This window comes from bacterium, from assembly GCA_021371935.1.
Taxonomy (GTDB): Bacteria; Armatimonadota; UBA5829; order UBA5829; family UBA5829; genus UBA5829.
Genome location: JAJFVF010000020.1, coordinates 1 through 20590 on the forward strand (window position 1 = coordinate 1; position 20590 = coordinate 20590).

Annotated in this window: 10 protein-coding genes; 1 reads left to right on the forward strand and 9 read right to left on the reverse strand. The window is 50.3% G+C overall.

Annotated features, from left to right (window positions below):
* The 6 genes from LLG46_13850 to LLG46_13875 form a co-directional block, all read right to left on the reverse strand.
* Positions 1-2719 (reverse strand): carboxypeptidase regulatory-like domain-containing protein (locus LLG46_13850; GenBank protein MCE5324379.1); only part of this gene is annotated, 2719 nt, incomplete at its 3' end.
* Positions 2720-3206: 487 nt separating this feature from the next.
* Positions 3207-4235 carry a glycoside hydrolase gene (locus tag LLG46_13855; protein ID MCE5324380.1) on the reverse strand — a complete coding sequence of 343 codons (1029 nt, stop codon included), beginning with the start codon at positions 4233-4235 and terminating at the stop codon, positions 3207-3209.
* Between the two features lie 196 nt (positions 4236-4431).
* A complete protein-coding gene (locus tag LLG46_13860; protein ID MCE5324381.1) occupies positions 4432-4884 on the reverse strand; it encodes a hypothetical protein in 453 nt (150 codons plus the stop codon).
* Between the two features lie 22 nt (positions 4885-4906).
* A complete protein-coding gene (locus tag LLG46_13865) occupies positions 4907-13858 on the reverse strand; it encodes an Ig-like domain-containing protein (GenBank protein MCE5324382.1) in 8952 nt (2983 codons plus the stop codon).
* Positions 13859-14228: 370 nt separating this feature from the next.
* Positions 14229-14870 (reverse strand): histidine phosphatase family protein, encoded by a 642-nt coding sequence (locus LLG46_13870; GenBank protein ID MCE5324383.1) that lies wholly within the window; start codon positions 14868-14870, stop codon positions 14229-14231.
* Positions 14867-15925, reverse strand: coding sequence for a hypothetical protein (locus LLG46_13875; protein MCE5324384.1), 1059 nt, complete (start codon positions 15923-15925; stop codon positions 14867-14869). The genes LLG46_13870 and LLG46_13875 overlap by 4 nt, the downstream gene beginning before the upstream one ends.
* A gap of 207 nt (positions 15926-16132) precedes the next feature.
* Here LLG46_13875 and LLG46_13880 point away from each other — a divergent pair, with 207 nt between their 5' ends.
* Entirely contained in the window at positions 16133-16861 is a 729-nt protein-coding gene (locus LLG46_13880; GenBank protein ID MCE5324385.1) for a prepilin-type N-terminal cleavage/methylation domain-containing protein, read from the forward strand.
* Positions 16862-16866: 5 nt separating this feature from the next.
* Here the strand turns inward: LLG46_13880 and typA are convergent, their stop codons facing one another.
* From typA to LLG46_13895, 3 genes are all read right to left on the reverse strand, one after another.
* Positions 16867-18708 (reverse strand): translational GTPase TypA, encoded by a 1842-nt coding sequence (gene typA, locus LLG46_13885; GenBank protein ID MCE5324386.1) that lies wholly within the window; start codon positions 18706-18708, stop codon positions 16867-16869.
* 335 nt (positions 18709-19043) lie between these two features.
* Complete coding sequence (locus LLG46_13890) at positions 19044-19499, reverse strand: hypothetical protein (protein MCE5324387.1); 456 nt, start codon at positions 19497-19499, stop codon at positions 19044-19046.
* Between the two features lie 8 nt (positions 19500-19507).
* Positions 19508-20464 carry a dockerin type I domain-containing protein gene (locus LLG46_13895; GenBank protein MCE5324388.1) on the reverse strand — a complete coding sequence of 319 codons (957 nt, stop codon included), beginning with the start codon at positions 20462-20464 and terminating at the stop codon, positions 19508-19510.
* Positions 20465-20590: the final 126 nt, after the last annotated feature.

Here is a 20590-nt window from a genome sequence, read left to right on the forward strand (position 1 = left end):
AGCTGCCACTGGCGGAACCAGAGACCTTGCCCCATGTCTTGATGAACAGACCCTGGGATACACTGTCACCAGCGGCCTTGTTGTTCATACTGAGCTCTGCAATAGCAGGACCGTCAGGCTCGGAAGTGGTCGTCAAGCGAGCAACAGATGTCGCTGCTATATATCTCTCACCATCACCGGTGCTGTTGATCTTACCAGTAACAGTAACTTTGTCGCCAAAGTTGACTGACGGCATGCCACTCATTGTGACCTTGATGCCGGCTGTGCGATTGGCTTCTTCGACAAAGATCGTGTCTGTCGGTACGCCGCCGCCTGCAACGGCTGTGACTACCGCACTTTCGATCTTGACAGGATCGCCGTCCTCGCCAGTCTTTGCACCGGCAACCGTAGGATCAAGAGCTTCCTTAGACGGGTCGCGAAGCTCGACTTCCCAGAGGGAGACATAGGATGCGCTGCAATAAGTTTTAGTACCCACAGCGCCTATGTCAACTGATGAAACGCCTACTCTCCAATACTGTGCACTCACAGACGGGAACTTGATAACGTTCACAGCAGTCTTCTGTCCACCGGGGTTGACGTTTACAGCCGCATACGGAGGACCGGAGATCGTAGGATCGGCAGCATACCAATCAATCGGGAATCCGCCGTTACCGCTCGATGTAGAGTAGACACTAGTCCAGTTCGAGTTATCCGTGCTGTACTCCAGCGAGTAGCTGCTCGGACACATCCACCAGGAATAGATTACAGCCTCACTAATCGTTCTCTCCTGTCCGAGATCAAATGTGATAACAGGAGCCGATCCTGTTGAGGCAAACCGAGTTGCACCATTACCAGTAGCAGCTCCGTCAACAAGGTTGACAACCGGATAACTGCTGTTTACATCCGTGCTGGATACACTTGATGCCAGTGCCCAGTTGAACTTGGCTTTGGCAAGCGTGAAGTTCTTGGTGACCTTGTCTGTGAACGCACTGATGGTAGCTGTCTGATCGGCGCTGCCTTCATAACCGACCGCGCTTGCCGCAACATAATAGGTTCCGGCAGTATCTGGCGATATCTGATAGGAGCCGTCAGGGTTTGTCTTTGTCCATATCCTGCTCGAGTTGTCGGCAAGAGGCTTTTGTGATGTCGATGCGGATACCCAGGCGTCTGCAATAGGATTGCCGTCGGCATCCTCGACTGTTCCACTTATGCCCTCAGGACTGCTGGGATTGAAACCAGCCGGGAACTTGAAGAGCTGATCGTTGAAGGCAACATACACTGTGCCATCATCAGCCACAGCCGGAGTCGGCGGCACGTAGCCTACACTGCTCCAGCAGCAGAATTTGAGATCAGTTGCCTGCCAAGTCCAAAGAAGCTTGCCGTAGGTAGTCTGATCCTGAATACAGAAGAGTCTGCCATTACCTGTCGCCACATACAGAACAGTCGGTGTCGTACTGACTGCCGCTATGGCCGAGGTGTCGGAATCGACATCGTCAGGAAGTTCATATGTCCACTTGATCGTGGCGGAAGTGCCGTTATCTGTAACAGCAATAACCTTGCCTGGAGTCGCGATCGGAGGCACATCACTCTTTGCGCCTGTTCTAAAGTGACCGCCGACAACATAAATCGTGCCGTCGGCACCAAGCGCAGGAGATACTGCATGTGTGCCACCGGTCTTTATAGACCACTTCTTTGTTCCAGCGTCGGCATCATATGCAAACAGAGTGTCCGGATAGGCATAAATGACATTTGTGTTTTCGCTATGCCATGCCCAACCATCACGGCCTGCCACATAGAGCGTTGCTCCATCACCTGAAAGCACCGGGCCTGATGTGAAGAATCCGCTGTTCGAGTAATCGGCTGTCCAGAGTAGGGTTGCGCTTGTGCCATCATCACGCAGTGCAAATATATCGTTCATGTACTCGCCAGGAGCACACTCTTCATAATATACGCCACCAGAATTGTATATGACGTTTTTCAATCCGCCGCCATAACTTATCTGCTTGACGGCACAGGAGCCGAGGCTTCGACCCACGCCGTATGTATTGAAAGTCCAATTGACCGTGCCATCTGACGGGTCAACCGCCTTCAGAGGTCCATAGGGGCCATAAAACGAATACAGCATATTGCCCAGATATATGGTGCCATCGGGACCAACAGCCGCGGAAGAATTGGTACCATAACCACGATATCCACCCAGCGACGAATGGCCGGTGCTCGGATCATTAAGGGCTTCGGATTCCCAAATAAAGACACCGGTGCTCGTATTCGTCGCACCTAATGTTGCATGGCAGTTGGAATATGTTGGAATGGGGGCGCCATCATCATCTTCACCGCCCATCCAGGTGAGGATCATCTCAGTGGTGCCATCGCTCCAGATTGTCGGACCGTTATACCACCCATGGTTATCGTTGGACGTCCAACCGGTAGCCTGCCAAATCTCGCTGCCTGTGGCTGAAGAATACTTACCCAGGCCGAAATAATCGTCCCACTGAACATATATGTTTCCATCAGAACCGATTTTGACACCCTCATATGAGGGAATCTCGCCCTGCACCACCTCAATGGTATGACGCCAACTCGGTGCGGGCTTTGCAATCGAGGTAGCCGGGCTTCTGCTGCTGTTGTAGTAGTCACGCCCGGATTTTGGCCAGTTTGTTGGTAACTGCGCGTATGCCGTGACTGACAACACACAGATACAGACCATGGCCAACAAAGTAATCCATCTTGCTTTATGCATTATCTTGCAATCTCCTTTCTAAGATGTCACTCCTTGTGGAGTTAGTCTGACGCACGAACTTTCACTGCGTGCACAGTGTGAAAGACGAAAAAGGGAATTATTATCCGGCCTCATATCTTATTCCCACCTCGTCCTTTGTAAGCGCAGGAACCTTCTTTGAGGTTCTCAGCACTTTTTGTGGCGAGCCGCCACCCCTGAATTCAGAGGTGGCTCCTCGCACTCTTTCTTACCGGCCACTCGTCAAGGACTCAGAAATCATTAATCATTCCGACTCAATGACTAATTGTAGTTTTACCATGCTCATCTATATTTGTCAATGGAAAAGTGCGTTTGTGTGCTAATTTATTTTTCAATAATCATCTACGAACGGCATTTATGATTTGAAATAGCGCGTTTGATAGTTCTGCCGACCATATTTGAGCAGACAAAATTTTCATAGAGGCACTACAGGAGATTATTGGCAAATATATAACACTTTTTTATGTGCTTATCTGTTCTTTTGGTAGAACCATCGATAATCGAAGGACTTTAGAATGAGGCTTGTGCCGGTAGAATCGTAGGACCAATATGTCAATAATATCCTGTCGTCTACTGGTGTTATACTGACATAGGAGGAATTGTTGCTGTCATCTATAACACGTAAGTTACTCCAGGTCTTACCATCATCTTTGGATATCATTGAGTTCAGCGGATAACACTCTGTCGTGTTGTAGTTCCAAACCAGCAGGAGATCACCTGTGGCAGGGATTCGAGCAATGGTAGCAGGTGTTTTTGGCGCAACAAGTTCCCGAACACGAACTGGACGAGTCCAAGTCTTACCCTGGTCTTTTGAATAGCTTTTTGCCAGACACCCCAACTCGGTGCTGACTAACATCATCACTCGCCCATCTTTGAGTTCCACAACTGCCGGATCATCCGCACCATAGCTGCTTGACGGGTCGATTGTTCTTATATCAACATCATCGCTTTTGCGCCATGTTTGGCCGAAATCGTCGGAATAGGCTGTAAAACCTATTATCGTTTTATCGTTTGCCCATCCAGCCCACGCAGCCGCAAGAATACGTCCACTCCTGAGTTGGATTAGTCTATTGTTGCTGATCCCAGTATAACCGGAATACCATGCAGGCGGAACCTCCAGTTTGACTCGAGGACTCCAAGTCTTGCACTCGTCTGAGGATTTTCGGAAGTAAACTGTTCGATCTTCGAGAGATTCCCTGACACCATAAGACATCAATATCTCATCGTTTTGCATACGCAGCAGAGAAACAGAATATGTTGCTATATTGCCCTCGTTCGGCAAAAGCACACTGTCATTGTCCCATGTTCTACCGCCGTCAGATGACGTAATATACCTTATTTCGGCCTCATCAAGATCATCCTTGCCGCACCACTGCCCGTACGCCAATAATAAATCACCATTCTTTAGGTGAATCATATCTGCTTCACCATTATGCGGGTGCTCGGGTGTAGAAGGAACCAGTACTACCGACTCTGGCTCGGAAACCTCAATTCGCATTGATCATACTCCCCTGGACTGCATACTTCATCTATTGCTACACAATATAATACATTCTTCGACTGAATAAATGCAACCATCGCCAGACTTCTATACTATATATTATAGACCATTCTTGATGAAAAGCCCTTCAGACACTGGATAAAAAATAAGCCGCACTTACGGATTTTGTGCGGCTTATCAGCTATACTCTCTTCTAAAACGGATCGGAAGGAGGACTGTCACCCGCCACAGGTACATTAAACGAAGTCTGTGTATGAGACTGATAACCCAACGAATCTGATGCATATACGACAACCGTACAGGTCAACGCGGACGAAGTCGTATTGGCTGGAGCCGTCACAACTGCCCGATATGTGCTGCCACTGCTTAGTGTCATTGGCTCTTGAGATACCAGTTCGCCGCTTGTCTTTTTACTCGTGACTGCAATCACAGAAGCAATTGTGGAATCATCCGTAACATTAGCAGTGATTGTCACATTGCCTCCCTTAAATGTAAGCGAGGATGTGTCCGCATTCACATTCGTGATGACAGGCGCAGCAGTATCCTCCTTCGATGATCCACCGCCGCCGCCGCCGCATCCGGAAACCAATACTATACCAATGCATACAATTGCCAGCATTGCAGTATTTGCTTTTAGAAACTTCATTATATTTGAATCTCCCAGCTAATTAAGGCGCAGGCAAGACGAGATCACATTCTGCCTCGGCCTTGACCCAGAATGCCTGCCATGGCGCTAATACACCGACCGCATCAGACACTTCAGTTTTATCGTATACCAGATAGTAGCTACCCGCTTCAGGATCCCATCCCCAGGCATAATTTCCGACAAGGTCATCAGCCTCGCTAAGGCTGTACGTGTGCCCTGAGTAACTTACCTTTATGGCATCAGGATCCCAGGTTACATTCGACACAAACGGATTGCCGATTATATTCCAGCCGGCGTATAAGTGGATTGTCGCATCACTTTCCTGTGATGGAATCATTCCTGTGGGCGTTATGCGCGTACTGCCGAATCGCACCCAGAACCCACGTCCCGGCGTTTCATTGGCGGGATCAAAGTATGTCTGCTCATCGGGATACATTACATACTCATTGGCCAGAGTGTCATACATCGCCCAGCTATTTGAATAGAAACCAACTGCCATCTTTGGATCAGTCTCATCAGGGATGATCGGTAGAGATACCATCGCTATATCAGTCCATATATCATCACTTGGAGTCCTCTCAAGCACGTTTACAATAAGTGAGTCAGTCGCTTTATTACCCGCCGTATCCGTCACTGTTATAGTTATCGTTTCGCTGTAGCTGTCATCACCATCACTTGTAATAGTGATGTCGCCAGTGCTCCAGGACGTGGTTCCGCTGCACTCACCATTGCTCCCCTTTGAATTCGACCATTTCACATTAGCAATGCCGCTGTCATCCGATGCAGTCCCTGCAATCGAAACCGTATTGACGTTTCTTGTGCATTGGGTATCTGTCGTCGGCGATGTGATCGCAACTGTCGGAGCCACACCGTCGAAATCGACGCTCACTGTGCCTGTTACAAGATTACCATCTCCGTAATCATTGTGCGCTTCATCTGCCTCAACATAAGCAATCACTTCTCCGGTCTTGCTCATTCCACTTATGGCAACCGAATATGTCTTGTTGTCACCGGTGTTGGTTATAACAGCCTGTGTAGCCGCAGCAGTTCCGCCGAGTGTTATGTCACCGGTCACAAAGTCAGTGACAGCTTCGCTGAAAACAACCACCAAATTGATCGGAGAATCTTTGGTAGGGTCAGCCTGGCCTTCGGCAAGGCTGAGAGTTGCAGTCAGAGGCTGCCAGGCATATGTGACTGTCACGGATGATGAAACCGTGTTTAGATTACCCGCTTCATCACTGACGACACCCGCAGGTATCTGCGCTATTACGGTGCCCGCCGATGTCAGCCCACTTACAGTAATGGTATATGTAGTCTTATCAAGTGGATCTGCCTCCAACACTGTAATACTCTTCGTGCCGCCGGCAGTACCTGTTAGTTTTACATCTGACTTCGTAAACCCTGAAATAGGCTCGCTAAATACTGCCTTAAAGCTGATTGGAATAGTCCTGGTGCTATCTTCCTGACCGGGGGCCCTGCTCAGAATAACAGATGGGACATCCATATCATACTCTACAGTGCATTCACCCGATGCGACGTTTCCATTGCCGTCCAGGTCATATGCAGAATCCATCGGAATCGATATTGTCACATCACCTGAGCTGCTCATGCCGCTCACAGCTACTGTGTATATCGCACCATCGATGCTGGTAACTTCAGCATTTGTCGGATCAGCCGAACCGTCGAGCGTCACATCGCTGCCTTCAAAACCAGTTACTTCAGTGCTGAATACAACAGTGAAGTATATTGTTGACATGTTTGTCGGGTCTGCCTGATCGTCGAACTTTGTTATTGTAACTGATGGTCCCGGCCAGTTATACGATATCTGGTCAAGGAGAAAACCGTCCAGACTCGCATTGCCTGCCTCATCATAGGCAGCGCCCGCGGGAATTGATATCGCCACAAATCCAGAACTTGTCATCCCCGAAACCACAACGTCATATATGCTGTTTAGTGAACCGTCGCCAGGAGTAACAACAGCCGTTGTCGGGTTCGCAGTACCACTGACAGTCACATCGGATGAAGTAAAGCCTGACACCGCCTCAGAGAATAAGACCCTAAAGTGGACTGGGCTGACATCAGTAGGATTATCCTGGCCTATGGCTGGTTCCATCGTCACCGTCGGTGAGGCAATATCATATGTGACCACATTATCGCCGCCGTCGGAGGCCTCGCTGTCATTAAATCCACTAAGGTCAGCAGCAGCACCCTCGGGAATGTCTATCTGAACAGTCCCCGTCGATGTCATACCGTAAACGGATACTGTATACGTCGCCGAACTGCCCGTTACTATGGCTGTTTTTGTTCCGCCGGCTGTGCCGGATATCATAACATCATCAGCACTGTCACCAAAACCGGTAACCGGCTCGCTGAAAACAACCTCGAACCTGACCGGCTGCGTATTGACTATGTCAGCCTGGCCATCAGCCTTGGTTATTGTAACAGTCGGGTTCGTCTGGTCATCGTAGACTACTTCGTTGTCAATGATATTCGCTTCGTCTGCGGCGTTAACGTTATAATTACCCGCAGCATCCTGAAGCGACCCCACTGGGATATTGATTATTACACTGCCCGAATGAGAAGCATCATCGACCGTGACTGAGTATGACAGGGCATCAATTGCGCTGACCTCGACACTCAGGTTGTCGCCGACCGTGCTATCGGAAATATCAACGTTGTCTTCTGTAAAGCTCGTAACGGCTTCAGACAAGGTCACCTTGAAATTGATCGGCAGAACCATCGTTGGATCATCCTGTCCATCAGCCAAATCTATAGTAGCAATCGGTGAGGTCGTGTCGTAAAGAACTGTGTCCGTTACACCTGCCTCTTCTGTTGTGGACGCCGTATTTGCATTGCCCGCAGTGTCAACTACCACTCCGGCTCCGACTCCAAGTTTCACCGTTCCTTCAACCATACCGCTCACGGAAACATTATATTGAATGCCCGCTGCGATCGGGGTCACAATCTTTTCTATAGCCGCTGTACCGCCCGTGCCGGTGCCGGTAACTGTCACTTTATCGGCGTCAAACCCAATTACTGTCTCGTTGAATGTTACAACGAAGTTGATTGGGCTTACATTGGTCGTGCCGGACTGACCATTGGCAAGACTGATTTCCACAGCCGGAGGTTGATTATCCAGATGAACATGATTGTCCGTGCTGGTTGAAGCTTTGTTCTTGATCCCGGCGCTGTCAGCCGCAACATCCGCAGGAACCGCCGCTGTGACAGTTCCCTCGCCTACCAAGCCGTTTACAGCAATCTCATACGTCGTGCCATCTGTCATTGTCGCATCGGTAAATGAAGTTGCAATCGCTGCGTCACCATACGCATACTTCAGGTTGCCATTGGTTGCGTCATAATAGCTGATGATAGGAATATCAGAAGAGTCAAGTATCAAAGAACTATACATACCAACATCATCCCCAGGATCCTCAGCATCAGCCGGGTCACCATCGTCGGCGGTGATTATGGTCCATGTGATAGGAGAGGATGCTGCATTGCCTTGAGCGTATTTCAGGACATTGTCGGTCGCATCATAATAGCTTATTCGAGGAAGACCATTCGAATCCAGCTTCAATGAACTGAACTGACCTACATCGTAGTCGTCGTCACCGTCTTTGCCGTCATCTACGGTCATTACCGTAAATGTAGGATTGGTCGCAGCATCGCCTTCGGCGTATTTCAGGTTGCCATTCCACTCGTCATAATAACTGATCCTGGGCTTGCCGGCCGAATCCAGCGCAAGGGATACATATGCGCCGACATAGCTGCTAAAATCGACTGTCTTAATAGTCCATGTTGGATTCTCGGCAGCGCTTCCCTCGGCATAAAGCAGGTCGCCGTTTTCCAGGTCATAATAAGCTATACGCGGTCTGCCGCTTGCATCGAGGGCTAAGGAGCTGTGAATACCGACATTATCGTCCGCATCAGCACCGCCATCCACAACAGAGCAATGCCAAACGCTGTTCTTATAATACGCATACTTCAGTCTGGTATTTGTTGCATCATAGTAGCTGATATACGGGACACCTGTAGAACTGAGTTTCAGCGACGTATACTGCCCAACATCACCTGCCTCATCAACAGTCTGGCTGTCCCATCTCGAACCGTTCCAGATTGCATATTTCAGATCGCTATCAACCATATCGTAATAGCTTATTCTTGGATAACCTAAACCATTTACTGCCAGCGAAGTACACGCGGCCCAGCCGCCCGCATCGGCGATGCCGGTAGACCACCGTGAGTTTGCGGCATTGCCGGTGGCATACTTGAGCGTATTGGCTGTCGAATCGAAATAACTAACATGCAAGTTGTCTGATGGATCGACAGTCAAGAAACTGTACTTGCCGACATTATTGGCCGGTCCGGTTTCAGTGAACGTTGGGACCGCGGTCCCAGTCAGAGTCGTCGGGTCCGATTTTACAATATACAGATCTGAGGTATCATCGAAATCCGTAACCGGTTCGTTGAATACCGCGGTGAAGTATATCGGGCATGCCTGCACCGGGTCATCTTGATAAGATGCCTGGTTTATAGTCACGGCAGGCGTGCTGTAATATGTGACTAATGGAGCATATGTTGTATCAGTAGTCGACGCGGTATTGCTGTTGCCGGCAAAGTCGGTGACCACATTCGCAGGAATACTCATCGTCACCGTGCCGTCAGTCGTCATTCCGCTTACAGCGACGTTGTATACCGCACCACTGCCGGTAATCGTCGCGGTCGACGCACACGCTGTGCCGCTTATCACAACATCCGAGCTTGCGAATCCTGAAACTGCCTCGCTGAAAGTAACCTTGAAGTTGACTGCGGAAACATCATATACAGTCGTCGACTGTGTTGTGGCACGCGCAACAACTACACTCGGGCTTACATTATCATAAGTTACTTCATTATCCGTGCTGGTTGACGCCGCATTGCTTATGTTATCTGCATTGTATGCAGCACCTGCGTTGACGTTTACTTCAACCACACCAAATTCGTCCATTCCGCTGACCGCAATGTCATATGTTGTGCCGGACCCGGTAATTGTTACTGTGTCTGCGCCCGCACCGGATACTGTGACGCCGCTGCTGCTGAACCCGGTGACCGTGTCACTGAACACTGCAGTGAAGTGAATGACGGAACCATTGGTCGGATCAGCTTGACCTTCAGCCTGGTTTACCTCGACTGTAGGAGCGGGAGCGTCATACTGGACACTGGCAGTTCCGGAGGCCGAGTTGCCGAACCCGTCCACAGTGACGACATCTCCAGGTATCCTGACCGTCACTGTACCCGACTTATGTATGTTGCTCACCGATATCGTATACACCTTGTAAGTCGAGTCTGCATTAGATACCGTCACGGTTGGTGTTGTGCCATCCTCAAATGCCGTCCCGCTGACCTCTATATCTGATGATGTAAAGTCAGTCGGAGACACCACCTTACTGAATGTAGCAGTGAAGACTATAGGCAGCGTTGTCGCTGGATCCGATTGAGATGCCCCAGGCGCCACACTGACAGTCAGCGGCATATAGTATTGCACAGTATTGTCTGTGCTCTCAGAAGGCTTATTGCCATTACCGTCAGCATCTTGCGCCACACCAATCGGTATGGTGACTATGACAGTGCCCGACTTGATCATTCCACTTACGGCTATGTCATATGTAGTTCCACCACTCGTCGATGTGACCGAGGCAGTCGTCGCACCAGCCGTGCCGTCCAACACTACATCGCTATCCGTAAAGCCTGTTACAATCTCTGAAAACACAGCAGTGAAATGAATTGTGGTGTTCTCTGTAGGGTCACTTTGCCAAGTAGCCTGGTTTACAAGCACCGAGGGAGCAGTGTCACCGGAATAGTAATATTGAACAACGTTGTCAGTGCTTGTAGATTCCTCATTGGTATTGATACCGACACCCGACGGATTACAATCCCAGGCGGCTCCCTCAGGAATAGAGACTCTTACCGTGCCGCTGCTTGACATCCCCCTCACGGCCACATTGTAATTGCTGTAATGACCATATGAATCGGCTGTGCCGATAGGTGTTATTACGGCCTGTTTGGACGAAAAACCGGCGTTGCCAGCTATTACAAGCACACGTGAGATGTCAGATGCAGTGTAAGAACCTGCAAAGCCAATAACCGGCTCTGTAAATACGGCTGTATAGTTGATCGTCCCGTCGGTAGTTGGATCGTCCTGAGAACCAGCCTGGTTTATCGTACACTCAGGAGCTGATCCATCATACCAGATAGAATCGCTTGCAGATGCGGTATTACCACTGCCCGCAGCATTTGTGGCGACATTTGCAGGAACAGAGACAGTAATGCTGCCCTTGCCTGCCGCTGACCTGATAACCAGGTCATAATAGGAACCACCGCCGTCGAGGACAGTGTCGGTGGCGCCCGCAGTCCCGCTGATCTCTATGTCATCAGCTGTAAGGCCATATACCGGCTCGCTGAATATTATCGCGAAGTGGATCGGCAACGACGATGTGGGGTCAGACTGTCCAATTGCATCACTGACAACTACACTCGGCACTTCATCCACAAAACTCGCACTGGCAGTATTTGATGGAAGATTACCAAAACCAGTGGAAGTTGAATTTGCCGCATCACCAGGGACATAACAGCTCACCGTGCCGCTTGCGTATGGAGTAACCTCAACCCGATAGACACTGTTCGGTGTCGTCTCAATAAAGCCTGAAATATAGCCGTTGTCGATGTCTACATCAGTGGATGCAAAACCATCTACATCCTCAGAAAAAGCAACAGTGAATGTCAACGGTATTGAAATTGCCGGACTCGCCGGGGCTGTAACTGTACAGCTCGGTGGATAACCGGACGTATCATTGCCGATACAATATCTGTATTTCAGAGAATTGTTCGTCACATCCTGATAGCTCAAGTGAGGATTGTCATTTTCGTCCAATACCAGAGACACATATCGTCCGACATCGTTGGTGTCTGTCTCCGCCTCCGCCTGGCCATCATCCAAAATTGATACTGACCAAGCCGGACCCTCACTGCTGTCACCCTCTGCTATCTTGAGGTTGCCGTCAATGGAGTCATAGTAACCGATAACAGGCTTATCATCTGAATCCAGGACAAGTGAACAATACGTCCCCACGCTGTTTGTTGTGTCTACTGTTCCTATTGTCCAAGTCGGACTTACAGCTGCGCTGCCTTGGGCATATCTTAGGTCACCGTTCGTGACATCATAATATGCAATACGCGGAAAGCCGCCGGAATCCAGTGCCAGAGAGCTGTACTGGCCAACATCGTTTGCACTTTCGACAGTTGTGATAGTAAATGAAGGGCTTGTGGCCAAGGTGCCTTCGGCATATTTCAAAGCTGTATTGGTCGTATCATAATAACTGATACGCGGCTTACCGGCAGAGTCCAGTGCCAGCGAGCAGTATTTGCCCACATCACCGACCGAATCGACAGTCTGTATTGTCCACGTCGGGTCGTTCACAGCACTGCCCTGGGCGTAAAGAAGGTCATGATTGGTCTCGTCGTAATAGGCTATTCGGGGTCTGCCATTGATATCCAGAGCAAGGGAACAATACGTGCCCACTCTGTCACTGGCCCCTGATGATCCGTCAACTATACCGGATTTCCATACACCATTCCTTAAGTAGATATACTTAAGGTCAGTATTGGTGACATCATAGTAAGCTATATGTGGGTTCCCATCGGAATCAAGCGCAAGCGATGTATAGGAACCTACATTTGAAGCGCTGCCGTCCAGAGTCTGCACCTGCCATTGAGTGCCGTCCCAAGCCGCATACTTCAGGTCGCCATTTGTGCTGTCGTAGTAGCTGACTTTTGGATAACCACTGTCCGGGTCCAGCTTGAGAGAACTCGCCAAACCTAGCGTTGCCGTCACACCATATGACCCACCGTCATCGGCCACGTCATTCCAGTATCTATTGGTACAACCAACACTGAGCGTATATGAAACCGAATTGCCCGCAGTATCATAAGCGGTAATTGTAATTACATTTGTGCCCGGCTCAAGATAAATGCCGTTTTTAGCCCAAGATGTTGTGCCCGTACATGTACCGCTGCCGCCGCGGTCATTTGACCAGGTTACTCGGGCGACGCTTGTGTCATCAGTAACATTACCTGCAATGTCTATAATGGGTCTGGCAGTGGTGTATGTGGCAGAATTATCAGACACCACACTAATACCATCACCTGCATCCGGCCGAGTTAACGCCAAGCCAGATGGCGCAACATCATCATATACGACTGAGTTGACAGTGCATGCACACTGACTTGCTGACCAGTTTCCTACACCCTGGTCGTCCGAGGTCGCACTGTCTTGCGGCACATAAATCCTGACACGGCCGGGGTAGGTCATTCCGCTTACGCCGACGGTAAATACCTCTCCTGAATATCCATCATCCTCAGTCAAAACAGCCGTTTTTGTGCCGCCTGCGGCCCCCGCATTGCTTACCGACTCAAACTCAATATCGCTGCCGGAAAAACCACTTACTGCCTTGCTGAACTCTATGTGGAAGAATACATTCGGGTCATTTGTCGGATCGCTTGATATGGGAGTAATTTTAGTGCGCGGCGCATCAATGTACGTGACAACAGGACCAGCCACATCCTCCTCATTTGTCAGTGGCTCATCATCGGAAGTCGTAAATGCACCTGCGCCGATATACAGACTAAGCTGGCAATCCTTGGCAGGATATACAGTATAGGTAATTACATTGCCTGAAACAGAGACTAATGTAAGGTTGCCATTGCCGCTGTCGCATTTGTCCCCCAATGGAAAAGGAGTGGCATATATATCCGTATCAGGACTGCAATATAGAATAATTTTGCTGGCATCCTTAATGCTTATCACTCCCTCACCGGTGGTGGTGAGTGTTATATAGAACGTTACCGGCATGTTTACACCCGGCTGGCCTATCACCTGAGTGCTTGGCGCAGTAATGGTGACACCAACCTGTGCCCATAAGCCGCTTGCGGCAATCATTAGCAAACCACTGATAAGAAGAGATAATGTGAAGAAGCGCGACTTACTCCTGCGGCACGTTCCCATAGTATATTAGTTCTCCTTTGTCGCCACCCATGAATAAACAACCTCACCAAATTCAGTGAGGAGGTGGCTTCTCTTTCCTTCGCAAGGCCGACTCTGATGAGCCGGCAATAATTTGATGCTTTACTTCAACCGTATAAACCAAACCCAATATATCGCAGCGGCAGTGCCGTTGTCAATACATTGGAGATTCTATTTGAGGCTCCATGAGGTTTAGCTAACCTGCACCAGCGCCTCCATTTACCCATTTTTGGACGACCAAATAAACCTGCTTGTTCCAGCATCACATACCGGTTTGCATATTGTTTCAAGAGTTGTCAGCGTCTTCTTCTGTGACTCTGATTTTGCGCAGGTGACACGTATCGTTAAAGAGCGATAAAGCAGGACGATCACCCAGATCAAGTATAGAAATACCGGCATTGGACATACGCAGGCATCGAAAAAACGTTGGTTCCAGACTGCAAGCAGCGCATATGAGGCCTCGAAGAGAACCGCCATGCACCACTGCAAGCAGGCGCTCACCATCTTTATGTTTTTCCGATATCATTTGCAGGAACTCGCCGCAGCGGGATATCAGGCTTTCCAGAGTTTCGGCTCCCGGCGGACGGTAATGCACCGAATCTTCACGCCATCTGCGATAGTCTTCCGGATACTGCTGTTTGAATTCTTTCTGAGTCAAACCTTGAACTTTATCAAAGCATGCTTCTCGGATCAGCTCAGTGGTCTGAACAGACAGGCTATGCGGTGCAGATATGATCTCAGCAGTGGCAACGGCGCGACCCAGGTCGCTGGAATATATGGCATCTAACTTTTCAGAGGCTAATCGAGCCGCCGCTGCTTCAGCCTGTTTTACGCCGAGTGGAGTCAAAGGCGAGTCGGCATGACCCTGGATCCTGCCCTCGAGATTGTGCACGGTCTCGCCGTGTCTGACCAGATATAAAGTTATCATATGTCTCCCTGTTTCAATACTCCAAGCTCCCTGCCGTCACGACTCACACGTATGGAACCCATCTGCACCACCTTGACAGGCGATATGCTCTTAAGAGGCGAAAGAACGAATATAAATCGCTGTTTGAAGTCTATTGACTGAATCAGCCCGACACCGAGCGTATTGGCATTCTCATCGGCAAGGCCAACTAGCAGGTTCTGAAGCGACTCGCCCGCCGCGATTGTAATATTGCTCGTTTTGAAAAGTTCCTCAAGCGCTCTGCGGCCATCAGCCCTGCACTGCTTCTCCGATACGATAAATATGCCCCTGTCCGTGATTTCCGCATGCAAAACCCGGCACTTGAGGGACTGCTCGGCTGACTTGATATATTGCCATTTCACCGGCCTGCCGGTCGAAAGCAATGTGTTCCATAAGCAGACATCATTCATATGTATGATATGGCCGGGCGCATCATGAAAGTGCTTGTAAAAGCTCAACTGGCGGCGCGCCGTACGAAACTCAATCGGTTTGCGCCTGGCCTGATCGGATGAGGTGAGCCTGCACACCTTTATAGAACTCACTTTCGTGAATGGAAGCAGCAGATGGTCTATCTCATGGCGTTTTTCGATTCCGATAAGATAGTCAGGGCGGACAAGGTCGGTCTTATAGGTTTTGAGTCTGCGGCCGAGTGCTCCGTCGACCAGTCCAGTCGTGTCGACCACCACAAGTCTGGCTCCCTGCTTTATCGCAGCATCGACCATCTTCTTCGTACCGACCACGCTTTCGAGCATATGACCGACCGGGCTCGTGTTGCCGACGAAATACAGCCGCTTTGCCCGAAGGTCTGAAAGTGAATTGATGTTTCTATCGACTACTGCCATGCCTATAGTGCCGGGGGCGCCGACTTCTGACTGACCTACGTCCGCATCGACCACCGCCGTAGGCAGACCTGCCTCATAGCCAGCCTTGCAAAGCTGCAGGCAAAAGCTCGTCTTGCCGACATCAACCCCGCCGACAACCATTGCTAAGCCAGGTTTGGAGATGATCTCGGATATATTGTTATCCCAATCCGCCATATAATGCGTCTTAACACGACGCGGGGTAAATTCCTGCGTAAAAAGTCTCCCAGAAAATCACCCATTGACAAGTAGGAAAAAGATGCCATAATGTGTATATAAGTTCGATATAGGTGCAATAAAAACACCAGCAAACATAATTGGTCTTGCAGGTCACTTGTTATATGCACTGCGGGCGGGCAAAATAGTGCACAGGAAGGTTTTGTTATGAAGCGAGGGTTTACTTTAATTGAACTGTTGGTCGTGATTGCGATAATTGCAATCTTGGCAGCAATACTTTTCCCCGTACTGGCCGGAGCCAAAGAAAAAGCCAGAGTAACAGCATGCTGCTCAAATCTGAAGCAGATCGGCTCGGCATTCAATATATATGTGGACGAGTATAACGGCCGCTATCCTGCGAGTGCGCGCACGAGGTGCCCAAACGACCCCACAACCCCGCCACAACATACACAAGTTGTCACCTGGGATGCTGCCATTTACAAATATGTAAGGAATACCAATATCTTCTGCTGTCCATCCGACAAGGCCGCTCGACCGTCAGTTTCGTGGATAAACGGTAAACCCCTGCCTCGCAGCTATGTCATGAACGATCAATTGACGTGGGATGTTGTGCTTTATGGGGGGTCAGTTAATAACGGCGGCACATGGACCCAGGGAGAGATGAATAGTGGATCATCTCACTACATCCTGCTCTCCGAATGGCAGCGCCACGAGAACTACTATGGAGATGGTGTTGATGCCTGGAACGATTTTGGAGGCTGGGACTGTTCGACAGGTATCCGCTTAGCCAAAGCAGGTGTACACCTTAGTGGCACTGTACTTGACTACCTCTTCTTTGACGGCCACGTAAAAAGCTATCAGCCGAAGATAGTTAACAGCAAACCGGAGTATTATTGGGGCTACCTTGCCGGTGTTGGAGACGCTCACCGTCCATAGCCTGTCTATCTGTTTTTGCGTGCGGCCAGGGTCCTGTTCAGGTCGCTCAATATGCGCTTGCGGAACCTGATCTCGTCAGGGGTCACTTCCAACAGCTCATCGTCACCTATCCACGATAGAGCCTGCTCGAGCATGAACTTGCGTGCAGGAGTTATCAAAACCGTGGCGTCTTCAGTCGATGAGCGCATGTTTGTCGCATGCTTGGCCTTTGTGACGTTTACCACCATGTCGTCCGAACGCGAATTCTCGCCGACCACCTGCCCCTCATACACCTCATCGCCGGGCGAGACGAACAGTGTCGAGCGCTCCTGAAGCGGGGCTATCGAATAGGCAGTGGCGCGTCCGGTCTCCTTGGATATGAGGCTTCCACGGCTGCGACCGGAAATCTCACCGCGATATGGTCCATATTCCTTGAACAGACGAGACATTATGCCCAGTCCTTTGGTCCAAGTCAGAAAGTCCGTCCTAAAACCGATCAAGCCGCGAGTGGGAACATCGAATATCAGGCGGTTCATACCCGCTTCGTCTTTGTCCATGGAGACCATCTCGCCTTTGCGCTTGGCCAGTTCCTCAATGATCGTGCCGACGAACTCATCATGAATGTCTATCGTAACCTCTTCTATCGGTTCACACATTACACCGTTGATCTTTTTTGTGATGGCTCGGGGTTTACTGACACAGACTTCATAGCCCTCGCGGCGCATGGTCTCAAGCAATATCGCAAGCTGAAGCTCGCCGCGCCCGGATACTATTAATGCATCGGGACGATCGGTATCTTCGACCCGCAGACTGATATTGGTCTTGATCTCACGGTGGAGCCGGTTGGAAATATTGCGCATGGTGACCAGCTTGCCGCTCCTGCCGGACCATGGTCCATTGTTTACGATGAACTCCATCGAAACAGTCGGCTCGTCAATACGTATCAGCTCCAAAGGCTCGGGGTTCTCCGCGTCGGCAATGGTCTCGCCGACCTCCACCTCGGGGTATCCCGCCAGCAGCACTATCTCGCCAGCCGAGACCTCGTCAACGTCCCAGCGCTTCAAGCCCTCATAGATGAACATACGGGTGATCTGAAATGTGTCTTGAGTGCCGTCGCGTTTGATGATGGCGACAGTCTCGCCTCGATGCACCTTTCCACGCAATATCTTGCCGCCGAACATTCGGCCAAGATGATCGTCATAGTCCAGGTTGGTGACCTGAAGCTGAAACGGTTTGTCCATCTCGACCACAGGCGGCGGGACATGCTCTAAAATCATATTGAACAGCGGATCGATATCTTTTGGGTCGTTGGTAGGATCGAGCACGGCATATCCCTCGACACCTGAGGCAAACAGATATGGAAACTCGAGCTGGCTCTCATCGCAGCCCAGGTCGATGAACAGGTCCAGTACCTCATCGACCACCTCGAACGGCCTTGCTCCGGGACGGTCTATCTTGTTGATTACAACTATTGGTTTGAGCTTTTGCTCCAGGGCTTTTTTGAGCACGAACCGAGTCTGAGGCATAGGGCCTTCGCATGCATCCACAAGCAGCAGCACGCCGTCGACGGATCGCAGTATTCGCTCGACCTCGCCGCCGAAGTCGCTGTGGCCCGGAGTGTCTACGATGTTTATCTTGACGCCGTTGTAGTGGACCGCAGTTACCTTAGACAGGATCGTGATGCCCTTCTCACGTTCCAGGTCATTAGAGTCCATCACTCGCTCGGCCACTACCTGATTGGCGCGAAATATTCCGCTCTGTTTGAGCAGTTCATCGACCAGGGTGGTCTTGCCATGATCGACGTGTGCTATGATTGCTATATTGCGTATATTCTCGCGGACCTGAATTGTCTTTTCCAGTGTGCTCATTTACCCTTAGCCCGCGTTATTCACGAGGAACGTGAATAACGCTCTCGGAGATCCGGATTATGCGCTCGCCGCATGATCCGGGCTGGCAAACGCGACAAAAGCGGCCGAGGCATATACTTAGCTGCACTCGGCCGCCCGAAGTTGCTATTGCTTACTAATTTATATTACCAGAATTTCACCCGAAGCACAAGGTATGGATACTGTTCGGTTTAGCAGGAATAAATAAGGCTCGGCAGGAGCCTCGCCCTCCCGGCATACCCGTCATTGGAAGAAAAAAGCTCACATTGAACCTAAATCAGCGTAAATTTCCAGATAACCGAACTCTCTCCAAGGTATTATTTATTGAGCAATGTGTTCTGCACCGTAAGCGCACTTTCGGTCTCGGCTTTCACCTTCAGAGGAACATTTACCAACACACTCCCTGAAGCCACGCCCGCAGATGAGGCATACAAGACCTTCACTGTCTGAGAATCGATCCATTTGTAACGAGCCGCCACCGTGCTGGACGTACCCGCCACCGCTATCGAAGTGCCGCCAACGGTGACACCCGAAACAGGCTCAAATATGCCGCTGTTGAAATGCAACTCGAAGCTCGCCGTCTTTACGGTACCTGTGCCGGTAATCGTTACAGGCACGCTGATGGTCTGCCCTGTCTTGTCAGTAAGAGTCGGCTCGGTCACTGTCAGACCAAGAGTGGTTGTAGACGTGGAACCACCACCGCCGCCACCGCATCCGGCTAATATCACCGCCAGGGCAAGAACCACTGATAATAATGTCGCTGTTTTCATCATATTCCTCTCTAGCTCCCTGACTGCTGGTGCGCGAGAATCCACTGCGCATCGGCAATGGTGACAGAACCGTCCGAATTCGCATCCATCTCAGCTGTCTTCGCGATGTCCCCGAAAAGATATTGCAGAACGAGATCCGCATCCGTTTTGTCCACGTCACCATCCTTGTCGACATCGCCTGCGAGCTTTGTAGACACAGTGATGACAACATGTCCGCTGTCATTGACCGAAGTGTCCTGCGGACAAGAAGCCGTGCAGGTTAGAGTTATGCTCATATTTGAACCAGTAGTGTTGGAAGGAGCCGTGTAGGTGGGATTCTGACTGGCAGCGCTCGGCGAAAATGAACCGCCTTTGCCGCCATCAGACCACACATAGGACACACTGTGCCCGCGTGAATCCACCGCTGTCGCGGAGCATGTGGTCGAACCGCCGGAGTCGATCGTCGAATCACTGACGGCTGGCTCGCTGGTAAATGATACCGTGTGCACCGGCAAAATCGTCAGCGGCGTGAATGTCGGAGTTCCTGACCCGCCGGTGACAGTGCCGCTCAAACCGAACTCCTCCGTCGTTACAGTCGATGGCGCAGTGAAAGCAATCGAGCTGACTATTTCCAGTGTGTCGGCACTGCTGACATAGCATGTGATTGAAATTGTGCGAGTGGATGAATTCCATTCGGCAAAAAACAACCCCGCGACACTCGAACCCTGGGTGACGCATGCCAGTCCGCTTCCTGAAGGTGCAGTGTCAACTGTGACATCGTCCGGGACAGTGACATACAACGTCGCCGAAGTAATGCCGGCAGCGTTCTGGATGACGATGGGCGGCGTCGCGGCGTCCTCACCTGCTGTAACAGTCAGGCTGGAGGGGTTGAAAGTGACCTGAGGCACCGCAGCAGCAACTGCAACAGAAAGCAGTGCGATTGCAAATGCGGCAAGCGCAAATGCCTTTATAAAGCAAAGTGGTCTCATTGCGAATTGTTTCCTCCCATTACGGTATTGCAAAAACTGAATCATTATATAATATCGGCAGGTGAAATCGCTATGGACAGGCCGCCATAGGCAATTTGGCCAATATTCAAAAAAAGCGTGGGGTCA

Bases quoted from the DNA above. Each gene is read 5' to 3' on its own strand.
- LLG46_13855 (MCE5324380.1), bottom strand. From the start codon at position 4,235: ATGCGAATTGAGGTTTCCGAGCCAGAGTCGGTAGTACTGGTTCCTTCT.
- LLG46_13860 (MCE5324381.1), bottom strand. From the start codon at position 4,884: ATGAAGTTTCTAAAAGCAAATACTGCAATGCTGGCAATTGTATGCATT.
- LLG46_13865 (MCE5324382.1), bottom strand. From the start codon at position 13,858: ATGATTGCCGCAAGCGGCTTATGGGCACAGGTTGGTGTCACCATTACT.
- LLG46_13870 (MCE5324383.1), bottom strand. From the start codon at position 14,870: ATGATAACTTTATATCTGGTCAGACACGGCGAGACCGTGCACAATCTC.
- LLG46_13875 (MCE5324384.1), bottom strand. From the start codon at position 15,925: ATGGCGGATTGGGATAACAATATATCCGAGATCATCTCCAAACCTGGC.
- LLG46_13880 (MCE5324385.1), top strand. From the start codon at position 16,133: ATGAAGCGAGGGTTTACTTTAATTGAACTGTTGGTCGTGATTGCGATA.
- typA (MCE5324386.1), bottom strand. From the start codon at position 18,708: ATGAGCACACTGGAAAAGACAATTCAGGTCCGCGAGAATATACGCAAT.
- LLG46_13890 (MCE5324387.1), bottom strand. From the start codon at position 19,499: ATGATGAAAACAGCGACATTATTATCAGTGGTTCTTGCCCTGGCGGTG.
- LLG46_13895 (MCE5324388.1), bottom strand. From the start codon at position 20,464: ATGAGACCACTTTGCTTTATAAAGGCATTTGCGCTTGCCGCATTTGCA.